The sequence below is a fragment of the Leucobacter sp. NPDC015123 genome (genome assembly GCF_043080205.1).
GTDB classification, from domain to species: domain Bacteria; phylum Actinomycetota; class Actinomycetes; order Actinomycetales; family Microbacteriaceae; genus Leucobacter; species Leucobacter aridicollis_A.
The window spans coordinates 316896-332170 of the sequence record NZ_JBIBVH010000001.1 but is presented as its reverse complement, the minus strand read 5'-3'; the positions used below and the strand labels follow the sequence as shown (position 1 = coordinate 332170).

At 65.4% G+C, this 15275-nt stretch carries 15 protein-coding genes; 12 read left to right on the top strand and 3 right to left on the bottom strand.

The window, feature by feature from the left end; translation table 11 throughout:
- Positions 1–28: 28 nt before the first annotated feature.
- Positions 29–1963: an acyltransferase family protein gene (locus ACF07D_RS01430; protein ID WP_391503626.1), complete on the bottom strand. Its 1935-nt coding sequence runs from the start codon at positions 1961–1963 to the stop codon at positions 29–31.
- A 105-nt stretch (positions 1964–2068) separates the two neighbouring features.
- Here ACF07D_RS01430 and ACF07D_RS01425 point away from each other — a divergent pair, with 105 nt between their 5' ends.
- The 4 genes from ACF07D_RS01425 (at position 2069) to glmM (ending at position 5457) form a co-directional block, all read left to right on the top strand.
- Positions 2069–2980: a tRNA pseudouridine synthase A gene (locus tag ACF07D_RS01425; protein ID WP_391503625.1), complete on the top strand. Its 912-nt coding sequence runs from the start codon at positions 2069–2071 to the stop codon at positions 2978–2980.
- Between the two features lie 149 nt (positions 2981–3129).
- Positions 3130–3576: a 50S ribosomal protein L13 gene (gene rplM / locus ACF07D_RS01420; protein ID WP_119281588.1), complete on the top strand. Its 447-nt coding sequence runs from the start codon at positions 3130–3132 to the stop codon at positions 3574–3576.
- 33 nt (positions 3577–3609) lie between these two features.
- Positions 3610–4089 (top strand): 30S ribosomal protein S9, encoded by a 480-nt coding sequence (rpsI, locus tag ACF07D_RS01415; protein ID WP_119281499.1) that lies wholly within the window; start codon positions 3610–3612, stop codon positions 4087–4089.
- An 18-nt stretch (positions 4090–4107) separates the two neighbouring features.
- A complete protein-coding gene (gene glmM, locus ACF07D_RS01410) occupies positions 4108–5457 on the top strand; it encodes a phosphoglucosamine mutase (protein WP_391503624.1) in 1350 nt (449 codons plus the stop codon).
- Positions 5458–5958: 501 nt separating this feature from the next.
- On the opposite strand, the gene ACF07D_RS01405 is transcribed toward glmM, so the two are convergent.
- Both ACF07D_RS01405 and coaA read right to left on the bottom strand, forming a co-directional pair.
- Positions 5959–6792, bottom strand: coding sequence for an endonuclease domain-containing protein (locus ACF07D_RS01405; RefSeq protein WP_391503623.1), 834 nt, complete (start codon positions 6790–6792; stop codon positions 5959–5961).
- A 512-nt stretch (positions 6793–7304) separates the two neighbouring features.
- The gene (gene coaA, locus ACF07D_RS01400; RefSeq protein ID WP_119281497.1) at positions 7305–8348 is read right to left on the bottom strand and encodes a type I pantothenate kinase; all 1044 of its coding nucleotides are present in this window, start codon (positions 8346–8348) and stop codon (positions 7305–7307) included.
- Positions 8349–8379: 31 nt separating this feature from the next.
- On the opposite strand from coaA, the gene glmS reads away from it, so the two are divergent.
- The 8 genes from glmS to ACF07D_RS01360 all read left to right on the top strand — a co-directional run bounded on the left by glmS (position 8380) and on the right by ACF07D_RS01360 (position 15263).
- Positions 8380–10230 carry a glutamine--fructose-6-phosphate transaminase (isomerizing) gene (gene glmS, locus ACF07D_RS01395; protein ID WP_391503622.1) on the top strand — a complete coding sequence of 617 codons (1851 nt, stop codon included), beginning with the start codon at positions 8380–8382 and terminating at the stop codon, positions 10228–10230.
- The gene (locus ACF07D_RS01390) at positions 10227–10592 is read left to right on the top strand and encodes a holo-ACP synthase (RefSeq protein WP_119281495.1); all 366 of its coding nucleotides are present in this window, start codon (positions 10227–10229) and stop codon (positions 10590–10592) included. The genes glmS and ACF07D_RS01390 overlap by 4 nt, the downstream gene beginning before the upstream one ends.
- The gene (gene alr, locus ACF07D_RS01385) at positions 10589–11728 is read left to right on the top strand and encodes an alanine racemase (protein WP_391503621.1); all 1140 of its coding nucleotides are present in this window, start codon (positions 10589–10591) and stop codon (positions 11726–11728) included. The genes ACF07D_RS01390 and alr overlap by 4 nt, the downstream gene beginning before the upstream one ends.
- Before the next feature lie 38 nt (positions 11729–11766).
- Positions 11767–12237, top strand: a complete 471-nt coding sequence (gene tsaE / locus ACF07D_RS01380) for a tRNA (adenosine(37)-N6)-threonylcarbamoyltransferase complex ATPase subunit type 1 TsaE (protein ID WP_391503940.1) — start codon at positions 11767–11769, stop codon at positions 12235–12237.
- Positions 12234–12896 (top strand): tRNA (adenosine(37)-N6)-threonylcarbamoyltransferase complex dimerization subunit type 1 TsaB, encoded by a 663-nt coding sequence (tsaB, locus tag ACF07D_RS01375; protein WP_391503620.1) that lies wholly within the window; start codon positions 12234–12236, stop codon positions 12894–12896. The genes tsaE and tsaB overlap by 4 nt, the downstream gene beginning before the upstream one ends.
- Positions 12893–13363: a ribosomal protein S18-alanine N-acetyltransferase gene (gene rimI / locus ACF07D_RS01370; protein ID WP_391503619.1), complete on the top strand. Its 471-nt coding sequence runs from the start codon at positions 12893–12895 to the stop codon at positions 13361–13363. The genes tsaB and rimI overlap by 4 nt, the downstream gene beginning before the upstream one ends.
- 68 nt (positions 13364–13431) lie before the next feature.
- Positions 13432–14490, top strand: coding sequence for a tRNA (adenosine(37)-N6)-threonylcarbamoyltransferase complex transferase subunit TsaD (gene tsaD, locus ACF07D_RS01365; protein ID WP_391503939.1), 1059 nt, complete (start codon positions 13432–13434; stop codon positions 14488–14490).
- A gap of 71 nt (positions 14491–14561) precedes the next feature.
- Entirely contained in the window at positions 14562–15263 is a 702-nt protein-coding gene (locus tag ACF07D_RS01360) for a DUF4190 domain-containing protein (RefSeq protein WP_391503618.1), read from the top strand.
- The last annotated feature ends 12 nt before the right edge of the window (positions 15264–15275 follow it).

Sequence of the window (15275 nt, the reverse complement as noted above, 5' to 3'; positions counted from 1 at the left end):
GGAGCCGTGGGAGGATCTCGGAGACGCGTTAGCGCCTGGCCACCGACCAACCGCGAGCTTCGGCAGGGGAGAGTAATTCGTCGAGCGCCTGCCTGATCTGGGCTGCGTAGATCTCGCCGCCCTCGGGCCCCGGATGGATGCCGTCCTCAGCGAGGAACTCCGGGGTGCCAGCTACGCCCGTGTCCCACTTGGCGACGACAACCCCTCTGTGGGCTGCGGCAAACGAGTTGAGGTTCTCGTTGACTTCAGGGATCCAGTCGCGATCCGCGTGGGCGTCGACGAGCACGAGGGGTCGCGCGCCAATCACGTCCTTGAGCGCAGTGAGCGACTCCGGCTCGACGGGCCCGTTCGTCCCGAGCCCAACGACGACGACGTCCCGCAGTTCACCCCGGGCCGCAATCTCGCCAAGGATGTCAACGCCGGCCCACAGCCCACGAGAGACCGCGGCGTCAACCTCGATTCCGGGGAATGCTTCAGTGAGCTCGGGATAGCTTGCGAGCATAACCGAGTCGCCGATGGCCGTGATCTCGGGGCCAGTGAACTGGATCGCTGGCGATGCCTGTGCCTGATCCTGATCGCGAATTGCAGGCTCATCGGACGGAGGGGACGCGACGCCTTGCTCATCAGTGCCGTCCTGTTCGACGCCAGTGCCCTGCCCATCGGCGGCACCCTTGTCGGCCTCGAGTTGTTCTTGGCCGCGCAGGATCGAGTCGGCCGACGACGTACGCTCAGGTGCGATCGCGACCGCGACGCCCGTGAGCGGAAACGTCACCGCGAGCACTGAGGCAAGCGCGATGGAGACGCGCCGCTGCCTGGTTGTGTACCGACGCGGACTGAACCAGCGAAGAAGTGCGCCTCGCAGGCCAACGCGGCGCACGGGCTGCTCGACGAAGCGGTAGGAGAGTGCGGCGAGCACGAGAGTGAGGGCGAGTGAGACGAACTGCGCAACCGGTGTCGTTCCGAGCCCGGCAGCCGTTGCGACACTCGTCGCGATCACCAGTAGCGGCCAATGCCAGAGGTAGATGCCGTAGGAGCGCTCGCCGACCCAGCGGAGCGGGGCGACGTCAAGGAGCCTGCCGATAAGCGCGCCCTCGCGGGTGACAGCCCACACAATGCCGAGCGCTGCGAAAGTCGCAGCCTGGAACCCCCAAGCGAAGCTCTCCGGGCTCGCCTCCTGCAGCGCCACCGCGAGGTAGCCAAGCACGGCGAAGCCTGCAGCCGCGACGCTCACCGAGGCGATCTGCCCTGCCCGCCCGATGCGCTGCTGCTCGCGCGAAGACAGCACCACCGCCATGGCCGCGCCAAGAAAAAGCCCGAAACTATGAGAGTCGGAACCGAAGTAGACACGGGTGGGCTCAGCGCCCCCATTCGCGAGCGCGGCCATGAGAAACGCCGACCCGACCCCGAGGAGAGCAAGAGGGATCGCCCGGGTAAGCCGAGAGCGAAGCTTGAACACAAGCACCGCGATGAGCGGCAAGACGATGTAGAACTGCTCCTCAAGCGCGAGTGACCAGAAATTGCGGAAGAGTTCTGGAGCATCCCTGGCAAAGTAATCGGAGCCGTTCGCGATGAACACCCAGTTGCTCACGAACAGCAGCGCGCCGGCAATCTGCTGGGCCACGCCGACAAGCAGGTCACGGCTCGCTGCGAGCGCGAGCGACGTACTGACGAGCACGACAAGGGCGACAGCGGGGAGTAATCTCCGTGCCCTGCGACGCCAGAACGCGAGCAAATCGATGCGGCCGGTGCCCTGCAACTCGCGTAGCAACAGCGAGGTGATCAGAAACCCGCTCATGACGAAGAAGACGTCAACGCCAAGGAAACCGCCAGGCAGCGCGGTGGGGAAGAGATGGTACACAAGCACCATGCCAACTGCGATCGCGCGCAGGCCGTCAAGCCCGCCGAACCTGCGTCCGCGTGCAGTCGCGGGAGCTCCAGTCGGGCGCAACGGACTAACAGACACTCGAAGATGGTACCTCGGAAGGATGAGAGAGCCCAGTTCGGTGCCGCGTGACTACAGTCGTCACGCCCCCGCAACGCCCTGCCAGACATCTGGCAAGCTTGAGGGGTGGAAACGATCCGGCTGCGCCTCGACATCGCCTACGACGGGACAGACTTCTCGGGCTGGGCGACCCAGCCAGGCCTGCGCACTGTGCAAGGCGAGATCGAGGCCGCACTTGCACGGCTTTTGCGCGCCGAAGCGGGACAACTGCGACTCACCGTTGGCGGGCGAACCGACGCCGGAGTACACGCTCGCGGTCAGGTCGCGCACCTTGATGTCACGCCAGAGCAGCTAGAGAAATGGGGTGCGACCCAGCGGCGGGGGGCCACGGTCGCGGCCGCGGCCCCCGCGTCCGCCTGCACCGCATCCAGTGAGGCCGCCCGGCTTATGACACGACGCCTGAACGGCGTCTTGCAGCGCAGCGCGGGCGACATTGCGATTCACAGCGTCGCCCAAGCAGCGGAAGGATTCGACGCCCGCTTCTCGGCCCTCCGGCGCAGATACGAGTACCGCCTTCGGCCGAAGAACGCCCGCCGCGACCCACTTACCGCCCGCTTTACCGCCGACGTTCCGCGTGTACTCGACCTCGCCACCATGCAGCGCGTATCTGAAGACCTCCTCGGGCTTCAGGACTTCACCACCTTTTGCAAAGCGCGCGAGGGCGCGACTGCCGTGCGGGAACTCCTCGCGTTTGACTGGCGCGAAACCGATGACGGCGCATACGCCGCCCGAATCGAGGCAGATGCCTTCTGTCACTCGATGGTGCGAGCGCTCGTCGGCTCGGTCGTCGCTGTCGGGCATGGCCGCCTCACCCCGGGGGAGCTCGTCGGGCTGCGCGACGCGAGAGCGCGCACGAGCAGCTTTACTGTGATGCCGGCCCACGGGCTCTCGCTCGAGGAGATCGGCTACCCCGAAGACTCCGAGCTTGCCGCGCGGGCAGAGCAGACCAGAGCACGCCGCGACCCGCTCGATGACTGAGCGATCTGTGCTAAAGTTGATCCTTGGTGCGCAAGCACCCGAATTGTTGAGCCCTCCACCGCACAGGAACTCACGAGGCACTGCCCCGCGAGACCTCGCACGGAGTGGGATTCAAGAACTCCTCCATTTCGACAGAAAGCAGCACGACAGTGACTCGCACATACTCGCCGAAGGCAGCTGACCAGAAGCACGACTGGATCGTCATCGACGCAACAGACGTGGTTCTCGGCCGCCTCGCATCCCACGCCGCAGCTCTGCTTCGCGGCAAGCACAAGACCACCTTCGCACCGCACATGGACATGGGTGACTACGTCATCATCGTCAACGCGGACAAGGTTGTGCTGACCGGCAACAAGGCAGCGCAGAAGAAGGCATACCGCCACTCGGGCTACCCGGGCGGCCTCCGTTCGGTGAGCTACACCGAGCTCCTCACGAAGAACCCCGAGCGCGCAGTCGAGAAGGCCATCCGTGGCATGCTCCCGAAGAACTCGCTCGGTGCAGACCTGTTCCGCAAGCTGAAGGTTTACGCGGGTCCGGAGCACCCCCACGCTGCGCAGCAGCCGACCCCCTACACCTTTGGCCAGGTTGCGCAGTAAGCGCGCTAGAGACGCAAGAAGAGAGACTGTAACGTGACTGAAGAGCAGACCGTGGCCCCTGAGAGCTACACCACTGAGACCCCCGCGTCGCAGGCAACCGCTGCAACCCCGCGTCCCGCACTCACCGTTCCCGGTGCAGCTGTTGGCCGCCGCAAGCAGGCTGTCGCACGCGTTCGCCTCATCCCGGGCGAGGGCAAGATGACCGTTAACGGTCGCGAGCTCGCTGAGTACTTCCCGAACAAGCTGCACCAGCAGCTCATCACCGATCCGTTCACCGTGCTCGAGCTCGGCGGCGCATACGACCTCATCGCCAACATCGATGGCGGCGGCCCCTCGGGCCAGGCAGGCGCACTCCGCCTCGCAGTCGCACGCGCCCTCAACGAGATTGACGCTGAGCACAACCGTGCAACGCTGAAGAAGGCTGGCTTCCTGAGCCGCGACGCTCGCATCAAGGAGCGCAAGAAGGCTGGACTCAAGAAGGCCCGTAAGGCGCCTCAGTACTCGAAGCGCTAAACCGGAGCGTATTCCCACATGGGACGCCTGTTTGGCACTGATGGGGTGCGGGGCTTGGCCGGGGTGGATATCACCGCCGACCTTGCCCTGCGCCTCGCGCACGCAGCGGCTCTCGTACTCGGACGTAACGCCCGAGGCGAGAGCCGTCGCGCTACCGCGATCGTTGCGCGCGATCCGCGGGTTTCTGGCGAGTTCATCTCGGCCGCAGTGTCGGCCGGCCTCGCCGCAGCCGGCGTCGACGTACTCGATGCTGGTGTCATCCCGACGCCTGCCGCCGCGTATCTCGTTGCTGACACCGGAGCCGACTTCGGCGTCATGGTGTCGGCATCGCACAACCCCGCGCCCGACAACGGCATTAAGTTCTTCGCCGAGGGCGGGCGAAAGCTCCCTGACGACGTCGAGGACAAGATTGAGGCCGCAATGCGCGAGCCTGCGATCGCCGTCACCGGACACGAGGTCGGCAGGATCCAGCGGTTCGCTGACGCTGAGGATCGCTACCTCGTGCACCTCCTCGGGACACTCGAGGGCCTCTCGCTCGAAGGGCTGTCTGTCGTGCTCGATTGCGCCCACGGTGCAGCGTCAGGCATTTCCCCCGACGCGTTCAGTGATGCGGGCGCGAAGGTCGTCGTGATCGGTAACGACCCCGACGGCATGAACATCAATGACGGCGTGGGATCCACCCACCTCGAACCGCTCATCGCCGCAGTTCTTGAGCACGGCGCCGATCTCGGCATTGCGCACGACGGTGATGCTGATCGCTGCCTCGCAGTCGACAGCGCAGGCAACGTAATTGACGGCGACCGCATCATGGCGATTCTCGCGCTCTCGATGTCCGCACGCGGCAAGCTTGACCAGAACACGCTTGTCGCCACCGTGATGTCGAACCTCGGACTGAAGCTCGCGATGGCAGACAACGGGATCGACGTCGTCGAGACCGGCGTTGGCGACCGCTATGTGCTTGAAGCAATCAACGAGTACGGGTATTCGCTTGGCGGAGAGCAGTCCGGCCATGTCATCATGAGCGAGTTCGCAACGACCGGTGACGGTATCCTCACGGGGCTGCACATTGCCGCTGAGATCGTCCGCTCGGGCAAGTCGCTTGCCGAGCTCGGCGAGTGCATGAAGGTGTACCCGCAGGTGCTCGTGAACGTGCGCGGTGTCGACCGCTCGCGCGCGAGCAGCGACGAGGTGCTCCAGCAAGCTGTTCACCAGGTTGAGGAAGCGCTGAAGGGTGAGGGGCGCGTGCTGCTTCGACCCTCTGGCACCGAGCCTGTCGTCCGCGTGATGGTTGAGGCTGCCGAGGTCGCTCAGGCCCAGCAGCTCGCCGATGACCTTGCGGCGATCGTGAAGGAACGTCTGGCGGTCTAGTCCTGGCTCTCTCTGGCCGGGGTGTGGCGACGACAAGTCGCTGCGCCCCGGCCGTTGGCGTTCTTGGGGAGTGTGCTGTGCAATCGGCGCTGCGCCGGGTATCTGCGGTTCCGCCCTGTAGAGGCCTCGGGACCCGTCGGGCTCTGTGGAACTCGTCGGGCCAGTGGAATTTCTTGGGCTCTGTGGAACCTGCCGGGGTCTGTGGGGCCCTTTGGCACCCGTCGGGGTCTGGGGGCCATACAGAACCCTTTGGAACCGGTCGGTCTCGGTGGCGCCATGCGGAATCCTTTGGGAACCTTTGGCCTTCCGCCTCCCAATCCGTCGACACTGCCACGCATCTGCGTTGCGTATGGGATCTTCACCTGGAATGCAGCAGCGACTTGCAGTTGGCTTTTCTTATGCAGATCACATGTGATGTTGCTGAGGTGCACCTCGACGCGCACGACCGAGCTGCCCTCGATGGCAAGCCCCGTCGTAGCCAACACAGAGTTCTCTCGCTCACTACGCGAGCCGCGCTGGCTGATGGAGTCCAACCGCAACCGCTCTCATAATGAGTGCCTGCGTCTCGGGCCAGGAATGCATCACCTGCGCATAGCTCACCCGAATGACGGTGAACCCGCGAAGTCGGAGTTGCGCGTCATGTTCGATGTCGACATCGCGCTGCGGCCCAGTGTGGTGGGCGCCGTCAATCTGCACGACAAGGCGCGACCCAATGAGAAAGTCGACTCTCCGACCCACAAGCCAGGCTTGAGCCACGAGCGGTAGCCTCATCCAGTTCAGGCGTAGCCTGAAGTAGCTTTCAAGCCCCGAGTCTGCGAATGGGTCCGTCGCATGAAGCACACGCTTTGACGCGGCCGGCAGCGGCAAAAGGTCAAGCCCAGCCCGATCCACAAGATTTTTGTTGAGCGCAGAGTCCCAGGTCGCGACCGCATCTTCGAACGGCTCGCACTGTGCGACGAGCATGAGGACGTTCTCGATCGTGTCGACGAGGGCGAACCTCTCCCGTGGCACGATCGGCGCATGGTAGTGGATTACCGACCCGTCTGGGCGCCTTTCCGAGCCTGGCCGAGGAACGCCGAAGTGCTCACTCTTGGGCACTCGCCGAACCCAGAGTCCCAGGCGGGCCGCCTGGGTGACGCAACTTAAAGTGAGACCCGCAGTCGCGGCAGCAACAATCTGAGGGTCAGCAGTGGGAGTTGCGAGCCATCCCTTCTTGAACCGGATGAGCCCGCCGGCTATGACCTCTTGCTGTATGCGGTACCGGGTCATTCCGCGTGCAACAAGTTCGGAGCTTCGGATGACTCCGCCGCGCTTCGAGAGAATTCCTGTAATCATGTGAGTCAGTCTGCGCCCACGGACTCGTCTGAGAGGGGCCTCTCGCCCGGTCTGAGCAGAACTGAGGGGGATTGCTGAGACAAGCAGGATGTGGACGAAGCAACTTGGGGGATGGGCGCCGTACGATGTGGCGACCGTTTGGTCGGCTATTGCCGGGCCTGTTGTGGCCCAAAGCAATGCGATCCCTAATGGATATGCCAAAAACCGCGCCGTTAGGCATTGATACTGCAGATCCCAGGTGTACTGAACGCGAGAGTCGCTGTCGGCTCCGGCACGATGGCTGCGGCTGTGGCTGGGCTGAGGGCGGATGGGGCAGGACACAAACAGTCAGCAGAAGGTATGGGATCTGCGATGTCAATGTCGAGCATCGGGCTGCTGGGCATTGATGCTGCAGATCCCAGGGATACGGGCGGCGGGCGGCGGGCTGCGGGGCTGCAATGCCGCAGATCCCATGGGTACTGGCCGAGGGGCTGCATGAGCGGTTGCCCGGCGCAGCAGCCCCAACCCAGCGCCTACAGCTTCCGGAGAAGCACCTTTTCGACGCGGTGGTCGGCGCCCTTGCGCAGCACGAGCGTTGCTCTCGCCCGCGTCGGCCGGATGTTCTCAATGAGGTTCGGCTCGTTGATCGACTTCCAGATGCCGTGCGCGTAGGCGCGGCTCTCAGAATCGCTGAGCGTCGCGAACTTGCGGAAGAACGAGTTGGGGTCTGAGAACGCCCCATCGCGCAGCCTGAAGAAGCGCTGTGTGAACCACTCCTCGATGTGGTCGGTGCGCGCGTCAACGTACACGGAGAAGTCGAACAGATCTGAAACCGCGAGGGGGTGCTCGCGGGTCGGCGGCTGCAGCACGTTAAGGCCCTCGAGGATGAGGATGTCTGGCTGGCGAACCGTCGTGTACTCGTCGGGCACGATGTCGTAGATCAGGTGACTGTAGTGCGGCGCCCGAACCTCGGGCATGCCTGACTTCACCTGGGACACGAAGCGGAGCAGCGCTCGTCTGTCGTACGACTCGGGGAAGCCCTTGCGGTGGGCGATGCCGCGCCGCTCGAGCTCGGCGTTGGGGTAGAGGAAGCCGTCGGTCGTGACGAGGGTGACGTTTGGCGTCTCGGGCCAGCGAGCGAGGAGGTCGCGCAGGATACGCGCGACAGTGGACTTGCCGACCGCCACGGACCCTGCGACGCCAATCACAAAGGTGCTCTGTTTTTCGCCTTCGCGTTTCAGAAAGCTGCGAGTTCGCTGATGCATCTCGCGGGCGGCGATTGCGTACTGGTTGATGAGTCGGCTGAGCGGCCGGTAGACCTCCGAAACCTCTTCAACGTCGAGCGAGACGCCAAGGCCCCGGAAGGCCTCGACCTCCGCCTCGGTAAGCGGCATAGGGGTTTCCCCAGCGAGCCGCGCCCATTCCGACCTGCCGATCTCCCCGAACGGCGAGGTGAACTCGGGCCGAACAAGTGTCTGAGTTTCAGGGCCGAGCACCAGGTTTCGTGAACTTTCTTCGGCAGCCTCGTCGTCGCGAGCAAGGTCGGTGACTGCGCCTTCGCTGTGTTTTTCGCTCATCGCACTCCATCGTGCCACTAAAATTGGGCGTATGTGTGGAATCGTAGGATATGCAGGCCCAAATGAGACCATTGAGGCCCTCCTGAACGGCCTTCGCCGGCTCGAGTACCGCGGATACGACTCCGCAGGTGTCGCTGTTATTGATGACACCGGCGGTATCTCGGTACGCAAGAAGTCGGGCAAGCTCCTAAACCTTGAGGATCTTCTTGAGGCGAGCCCGGTACAGGCCGCCGGAACCGGCATTGGTCACACGCGCTGGGCGACGCACGGCGGGCCGACCGATGTAAATGCGCACCCGCACCTGGGTGACGACGGGCGCCTCGCAGTGATCCACAACGGCATCGTCGAGAACTTCGCCGAGCTCCGCGATGAGGTTGTCTCTCGCGGCGCCGAACTCGCGAGCGAGACAGACACCGAGGTTGTCGCTGCGCTGCTCGGCCTCGAGACAGGTTCGGGCAAGGACCTCGAGACGGCGTTCCGCGACGTCGTGGGGCGCCTGCACGGGACGTTCACGCTGCTCGCGATGCATCAGAGCGAGCCTGGCAAGATTGTTGCGGCGCGTCATCATTCGCCCCTCGTCGTTGGTCTTGGCGACGGCGAGAACTTCCTCGGATCCGACGTCGCGGCGTTCGTTTCGTCGACGCGCCGGGCGGTTGTGGTTGAGGAAGACAACATCGCTGTCATTACGCCCGACAGCGTCCGGATCACCGATTTTGCAGGTGCCCAGGTCGCGTTTGAGGAGTACGAGGTCGAATGGGACGCCGGCGCCGCCGACAAGGGCGGTTGGTCGTCGTTCATGGCGAAGGAGATCAACGAGCAGCCGGAGGCGATCGAGAACACGATCCGCGGTCGCATCGTCGACGGCCACGTCGAGATCCCTGAGCTCACCGCTCTCGGTGAGGATCGCCTGCGGAGCATCGATCGCATCATCATCGTCGCCTGCGGCACCGCCTCGTACGCTGGCCTCGTCGGGTCGTACGCGATCGAGCAGTGGGCGCGCATCCCCGTCGAGGTCCAACTCAGCCACGAGTTCCGCTACCGCGACCCTGTGCTCACTGAGAACACAATGGTCGTCTCGGTGAGCCAGTCGGGCGAGACGATGGACACGCTGATGGCTGTGAAGTATGCGATCGAGCGCGGCGTGACGACTGTGTCGGTCTGCAACACTCAGAGCGCAACGATTCCGCGGGAGTCAGACGCCGCCGTCTACACGCATGCTGGCCCCGAGGTTGCAGTTGCTTCGACGAAGGCGTTCGTCGCACAGATCACCGCGCTGTACCTCCTTGGGTTGCACCTCGGGCGCGTGCGCGAGACGCTCTCCGCGGCAGACGAGTCGGCTGCGATCGAGCAGTTCGAGTCGCTTCCCGAGAAGATGGCTGAGGCAGTCGCGACGCACGACCAGATCGCTGAGCTCGCGCACTGGATGGCCGACACCCGTTCGGTGCTCTTCCTCGGTCGTCACGCTGGCTACCCGGCGGCGCTCGAGGGCGCGTTGAAGCTCAAGGAGATCGCCTACATTCATGCTGAGGGGTTCGCCGCGGGCGAGTTGAAGCACGGCCCGATCGCGCTCATCGATCATGGCCAGCCCGTGTTCGTGCTTGTGCCGAGCCCGCGCACGTCGCCGCTCATGCACTCGAAGGTTGTGTCGAACATCCAAGAGATCCGTGCGCGTGGGGCGCGTGTCATCGCGATCGTCGAGAAGGGCGACACTTCGGTGTTGCCGTTCGCAGACGAGGTCGTGCGGATCCCGCTCACTGACGCGCTGTTTGACCCGATCCTGCAGGTTGTTCCGCTGCAGTGGTTCGCCCTCGAGCTCTCGACGGCGAAGGGCCTCGACGTTGACCAGCCGCGAAACCTCGCGAAATCGGTGACAGTCGAGTGATCATCGGCATCGGCGTCGACACTGTCGATATCCAGCGTTTCGAGCAGCAGCTTGAGCGCACTCCGAAACTGCGGGAACGTTTGTTCAGCGCAGCGGAGGGACAGCTGTCGATTCCGTCGCTTGCAGCGCGATTCGCCGCCAAGGAGGCGCTGATTAAGGCGCTCGGCGATTCGGGCGACCTCACGTGGCCTGACATGGAGGTGCGTCGGAACGAACTTCGAGCTCCGGAGTTTGTTCCGACGACCGGCCTCCTCGCCGCGCTTGCCGCACGCGGGGCTGACAGGATTCACCTGACGATGACCCACGACACCGGGGTTGCGACCGCGTTCGTTATTGTTGAGCACGGAGGTGGGGCTAAATGAGAACCGGGTCTATGCGGGTTGCCGAGATCTCTGTGCCGGCGATTCGCGCGAACGTTGGCCGTGTGCGCGAGCTCACAGCTGGCGCAAACGTCATCGTCGTGGTGAAGGCGTGCGGTTACGGCCACGATGCGGCGATAGCGGCGCGCGCTGCAATGGAGGGTGGCGCGACGATGATCGCAACAGCCGACCTCGAGGAGTCGCTGAAGCTTCGCGAGAGCGGCATCGACGCGCCGCTCTTGTGCTGGCTGCACGGCCCACGGGTCGACTTCGCGGCTGCGATCGAGCACTCGATTGACGTTGGGGTGTCTCACCTCAGCCAGCTTGAGGCGCTTGCGGAGGCCGCGCGCGTCACTGGCAAGCGTGCAACGCTGCAGTTCAAGGTCGATACCGGCCTGAGCCGAAACGGGGCTGCCCGCGAGGAGTGGGAGGCGCTGTTCGCTCGCGGCGCCGAGCTTGAGCGTGAGGGTCTCGTCTCTGTGCGGGGCATCTTCAGCCACCTTGCGAACGCGGGGGAGGAGGCCGACCTGGCACAGGGAGAGCGCTTCGACGAAGCTGTTGCAGCGCTCAGGGCTGCCGGCTCCGCGCCCGAGATGATTCACCTCGCCGCGAGCGCAGCGATATTCACCCGCCCCGAGCTCTCCTACAACACTGTACGCGTCGGCATGGCGGCATACGGCCTGAGCCCGCTCGCCGGGAAGAACTCGGCTCAGCTGGGCCTCGTCCCGGCGATGACGCTCCGCTCGGAAGTCGTCGCGCTGCGCGGCGTCCCAGCAGGCACCGGCGTCTCCTACGGGTTTAACCACGTGTGCGAGGTCGCCACGACGCTCGCCCTCGTGCCTGTCGGGTACGCGGACGGCATGCCGCGCGCGCTGAATGGCGCGGGCGCGTGGGTCACTATCGCTGGGGAGCGCTGCCCGATCGTTGGCAGGATCGGCATGGACCAGTTCATCGTCGACGTCGGGCCGATCGCCGGCCGCATCGACATCGGGGCGCCGGTGATCCTCTTCGGAGACCCCGAGCGCGGCTTCCCGTCGATCGACATCTGGGCTGGCCTGATGCGCACGATCAACTACGAGATTTTGGTCGGGATCGGACCCCGCGTGGTGCGGGTCGCGGTCGACGAGGATGAGCTGTGAGCGTCGTCGAGCGCTACTCCGCAGCCGATCCTGATGCGATGCACGAACTCGGAATTGAGTTTGGCAGGCGTCTCGGCGCCGGCGACCTCGTGATCTTGACAGGTGAACTTGGCGCAGGGAAGACGACGTTCACCCGCGGGCTCGGCGAGGGCCTTGGCGTGCGCGGCCCGGTGCAGAGCCCGACGTTCGTGATTGCGCGGACGCACCCGTCGCTCGTGGGTGGTGCACCACTCATCCACGTGGACGCGTACAGGCTCGCAGACTCAAGCGAGCTCGAGGACCTCGATCTCGATTTTGACGGCTCAGTCGTCGTGGCCGAGTGGGGCGCTGGCCTCGTTGACGCGCGCGATTCGTGGCTTGAGATTGTCATCGATCGCCCTGTCGGCGCTGGTGACGGCGAGGCAGATGCGGCCGAGGCTGACGACAACGTCGCGGAGGCGCCGATCGAGCCCCGCGCACTGACGGTCACGGGGCACGGCCCACGGTGGCAGGACGGAGTGCTGGCGTGACCGGTGTTGAGGTGCGTACAGTCGCGGCGCCCGAGCTTGGGGAGCGCGTGATCCTCGCGATCGATACGTCGCTTGGTACGAGCGTCGCGGTCGGCGCGGGCGGGCAGATCGCCGAGGTGTCGAGCGACGATCCGCGCGGGCACGCGGAGGTGATTGGCGACCTTATTGCGCGCGCGTTTGCAGAGATCAGGATCCCCACGGCTTCGACAACCCACGTTGTCGCAGGGATGGGACCTGGGCCGTTTACTGGCCTCCGCGTCGGCATTGCTGCCGCGCACGCGTTCGCGCTCGGCAGGGACTTGAGCATCCTGCCGCTTGTCAGCCATGATGCTGTCGCGCTTGAGCATCTCGAGACTGGCGCCATTTCTGGTGTTCGTGTCGTGCAGGACGCGAAGCGGCGCGAGCTGTTCGTGACCGACTACACCGGGCTTGACTGGACTGGCACCCCGGAGCGCGACGCCGAACCGCGCCTGCTGCCGCGGGAGGGCTACGAGAGCATCGTTAACGAGGTGTGGCCAGAACGCGTCCCAGCCGCCGCTCTCGTGCGCCTTGCCGCGCGGCGCCTCGCATCGGGCGCCACCTTCGAGGCCGACCAAGCACTGTACCTCCGGCTGCCTGATGTGATGCAGCCGAAGGCTCCGAAGCCGGTGACACCGTGATCCTGCGTGACGCGACGACCGCGGACCTCGACCAGATCGCGGCGCTCGAAGCCGACCTCTTCGGGAGCGACGCGTGGAGCCGCGACATCGTGCGCGAGGAACTCGCTGGCGAACACCGCAGGTACCTCGTGCTCGTCGACGGCGACGTGGACGGAGCCGGCGGGGGCGCAATTCGGGGCTATGCCGGGCTCCTCGTCGTCGGCACTGATGGTGACATCCAGACGATCGCCGTCGCCCCTGAGCTGCGCGGCGCCGGGCACGGCCGTGCCCTCATGACTGAACTGCTCGCTGAGGCCGCACGCCGCGGCGCGAGTCAGGTGTTTCTTGAGGTGCGCGCGGACAACCCGCCAGCTCGTGGCCTCTACGCATCGCTCGGATTTGTTGAGATCGGCGTGCGCCCAAAGTATTACCAGCCCGAGGGCATCGACGCGATCGTGATGCAGTTGCAGCTGAAGGAGCAACAGTGAGTGAGACAGTACGCGCGGCAGCGGTCGGCGCGGCACCTGAGGCGGTCAGCTTTGCAGCTGAGCCGCTCGTGCTCGGGATCGAAACAAGCTGCGACGAGACCGGGATCGGGATCGTCCGCGGACGCACTCTGCTCGCGAACTCGATCGCCTCGTCCATGGACGAGCATGCCCGGTTCGGCGGAGTCATCCCAGAGATCGCAGCACGTGCCCACCTCGAATCCATGACGCCCACGATCGAGCGGGCGCTTGCCGAAGCTGGCGTGACGCTCGACGAGCTCGACGCGATCGCCGTGACCGGTGGGCCGGGGCTTGCCGGCGCGCTGATGGTCGGCGTTTCGGCAGCGAAGGCGCTCGCGGTGTCGCTCGACAAACCGCTCTACGCGGTGAACCACCTTGTCGGTCACGTCGGGGCCGACATGCTCCACGGCGATGGCCTGCGGCCGGCTGTCGGAACCGTCGGCGAGCTCGAACTGCCGACAGTTGCGCTGCTCGTCTCTGGCGGCCACACGTCGCTGCTGCTCGTGCGCGACCTTGTCAGCGACGTCGAGTTGCTCGGCGAGACAATTGACGACGCTGCGGGGGAGGCGTTCGACAAGGTCGCCAGGCTGCTCGGGCTGCCGTACCCAGGGGGGCCACACATCGATCGGGTCGCCGCCGACGGTGATCCCCAGGCGATTCGCTTTCCGCGCGGCTTGACGCTTCCGAAAGACATGGCGAAGCACCGCTACGACTTCTCCTTCTCTGGACTCAAGACCTCGGTCGCGCGGTGGGTTGAGAAGCGCGTGGCGGCGGGTGAGGACGTGCCTGTGGCCGATGTCGCCGCGAGCTTCCGAGAAGCAGTCGTCGACGTTCTCCTGACGAAGGCGCTCGCCGCCTGCGCTGACCTTGGCGTTCCGCGGTTGCTGCTCGGCGGCGGGGTTGTCGCGAACGCTCGGCTTCGTGAGGTCGCTGCTGAGCGTTCGGCTGCAGTCGGAGTGGAGCTGCGCGTGCCGCCGCTATCGCTGTGCACCGACAACGGTGCGATGATCGCGTCGCTTGGGGCGCAGCTCGTCGCCGCGGGGCACGCACCCTCTTCGTTGAGCTTCGGCGCCGACTCGACTCTCCCGGTGACAGACATTCAGTTGTAGCCAACTCGCGCCCGGGCTGTATCGTTGTAGCTAGGGCTATGCCCTCCGTGACCTTTACCGTTAGGAACGCTATGTCCGACAACACGCCGAACACCGACCCGGGAACCACCCCCGAGCAGCCCCAGGCCGTGCCTGCCGCGCCCGAGGCGCCCGCAGCATTCCCGCCCGTCGATCCGTCGCCGGCCGCGGCCCCCGCCGCCCCGCCTGTGCCGCCGACGGCTCCGCCTGTTCCGCCGGCGGCTCCGCCAGTCGCCCCGCCACTTCCGCAGGCTGCCCCGTTTGGCGAGCAGGCCCAGCAGCAGCCAGAGAGTCCGACGGTGCCAGGAGCGCCGTACGTGGCTCCGGGAACCTCGGCGCCCGGGTACCCGGCGCCCCAGGGGCAGAACTACCCGCAGGGCTACGGTGCGATGCCGCAGGCGCCCCAGGGATACGCGCCGGTGCCCACGACAGTCCCGGGCAAGACGCTCGGCATCGTCGGCCTCATCGTCTCGTTCATCCTGCCGATCTCGCTCGTTGGTCTCGTGCTCAGCATCATCGGACTCGTGCAGTCGAAGAAGGCGCAGGCGAAGAACATTCCAGCCGTCGTCGGCATCATCGTCGGCGCGCTCGGCGTCATTACAGGCATCATCCTCGCAGTCGTGTTCATCGGTCTCGCGGTCGCTGGGGCTGACGCCGCGCAGGCGTGCCTCGACGGCGCGGAGTCGGTCCAGGTGTTCGGCGAGACGATCCCGTGCTCGGCGGTCCTCTCGGGCGCGTACGAGTTCAGCTACTAGCGGCTACTGCAC

Excerpts from the sequence above, each read along its gene's own strand:
- alr (WP_391503621.1), top strand. The coding sequence starts at position 10,589 with ATGAGAACCGGGTCTATGCGGGTTGCCGAGATCTCTGTGCCGGCGATT.
- coaA (WP_119281497.1), bottom strand. The coding sequence starts at position 8,348 with ATGAGCGAAAAACACAGCGAAGGCGCAGTCACCGACCTTGCTCGCGAC.
- glmM (WP_391503624.1), top strand. The coding sequence starts at position 4,108 with ATGGGACGCCTGTTTGGCACTGATGGGGTGCGGGGCTTGGCCGGGGTG.
- ACF07D_RS01405 (WP_391503623.1), bottom strand. The coding sequence starts at position 6,792 with ATGATTACAGGAATTCTCTCGAAGCGCGGCGGAGTCATCCGAAGCTCC.
- tsaE (WP_391503940.1), top strand. The coding sequence starts at position 11,767 with ATGCACGAACTCGGAATTGAGTTTGGCAGGCGTCTCGGCGCCGGCGAC.
- ACF07D_RS01360 (WP_391503618.1), top strand. The coding sequence starts at position 14,562 with ATGTCCGACAACACGCCGAACACCGACCCGGGAACCACCCCCGAGCAG.
- glmS (WP_391503622.1), top strand. The coding sequence starts at position 8,380 with ATGTGTGGAATCGTAGGATATGCAGGCCCAAATGAGACCATTGAGGCC.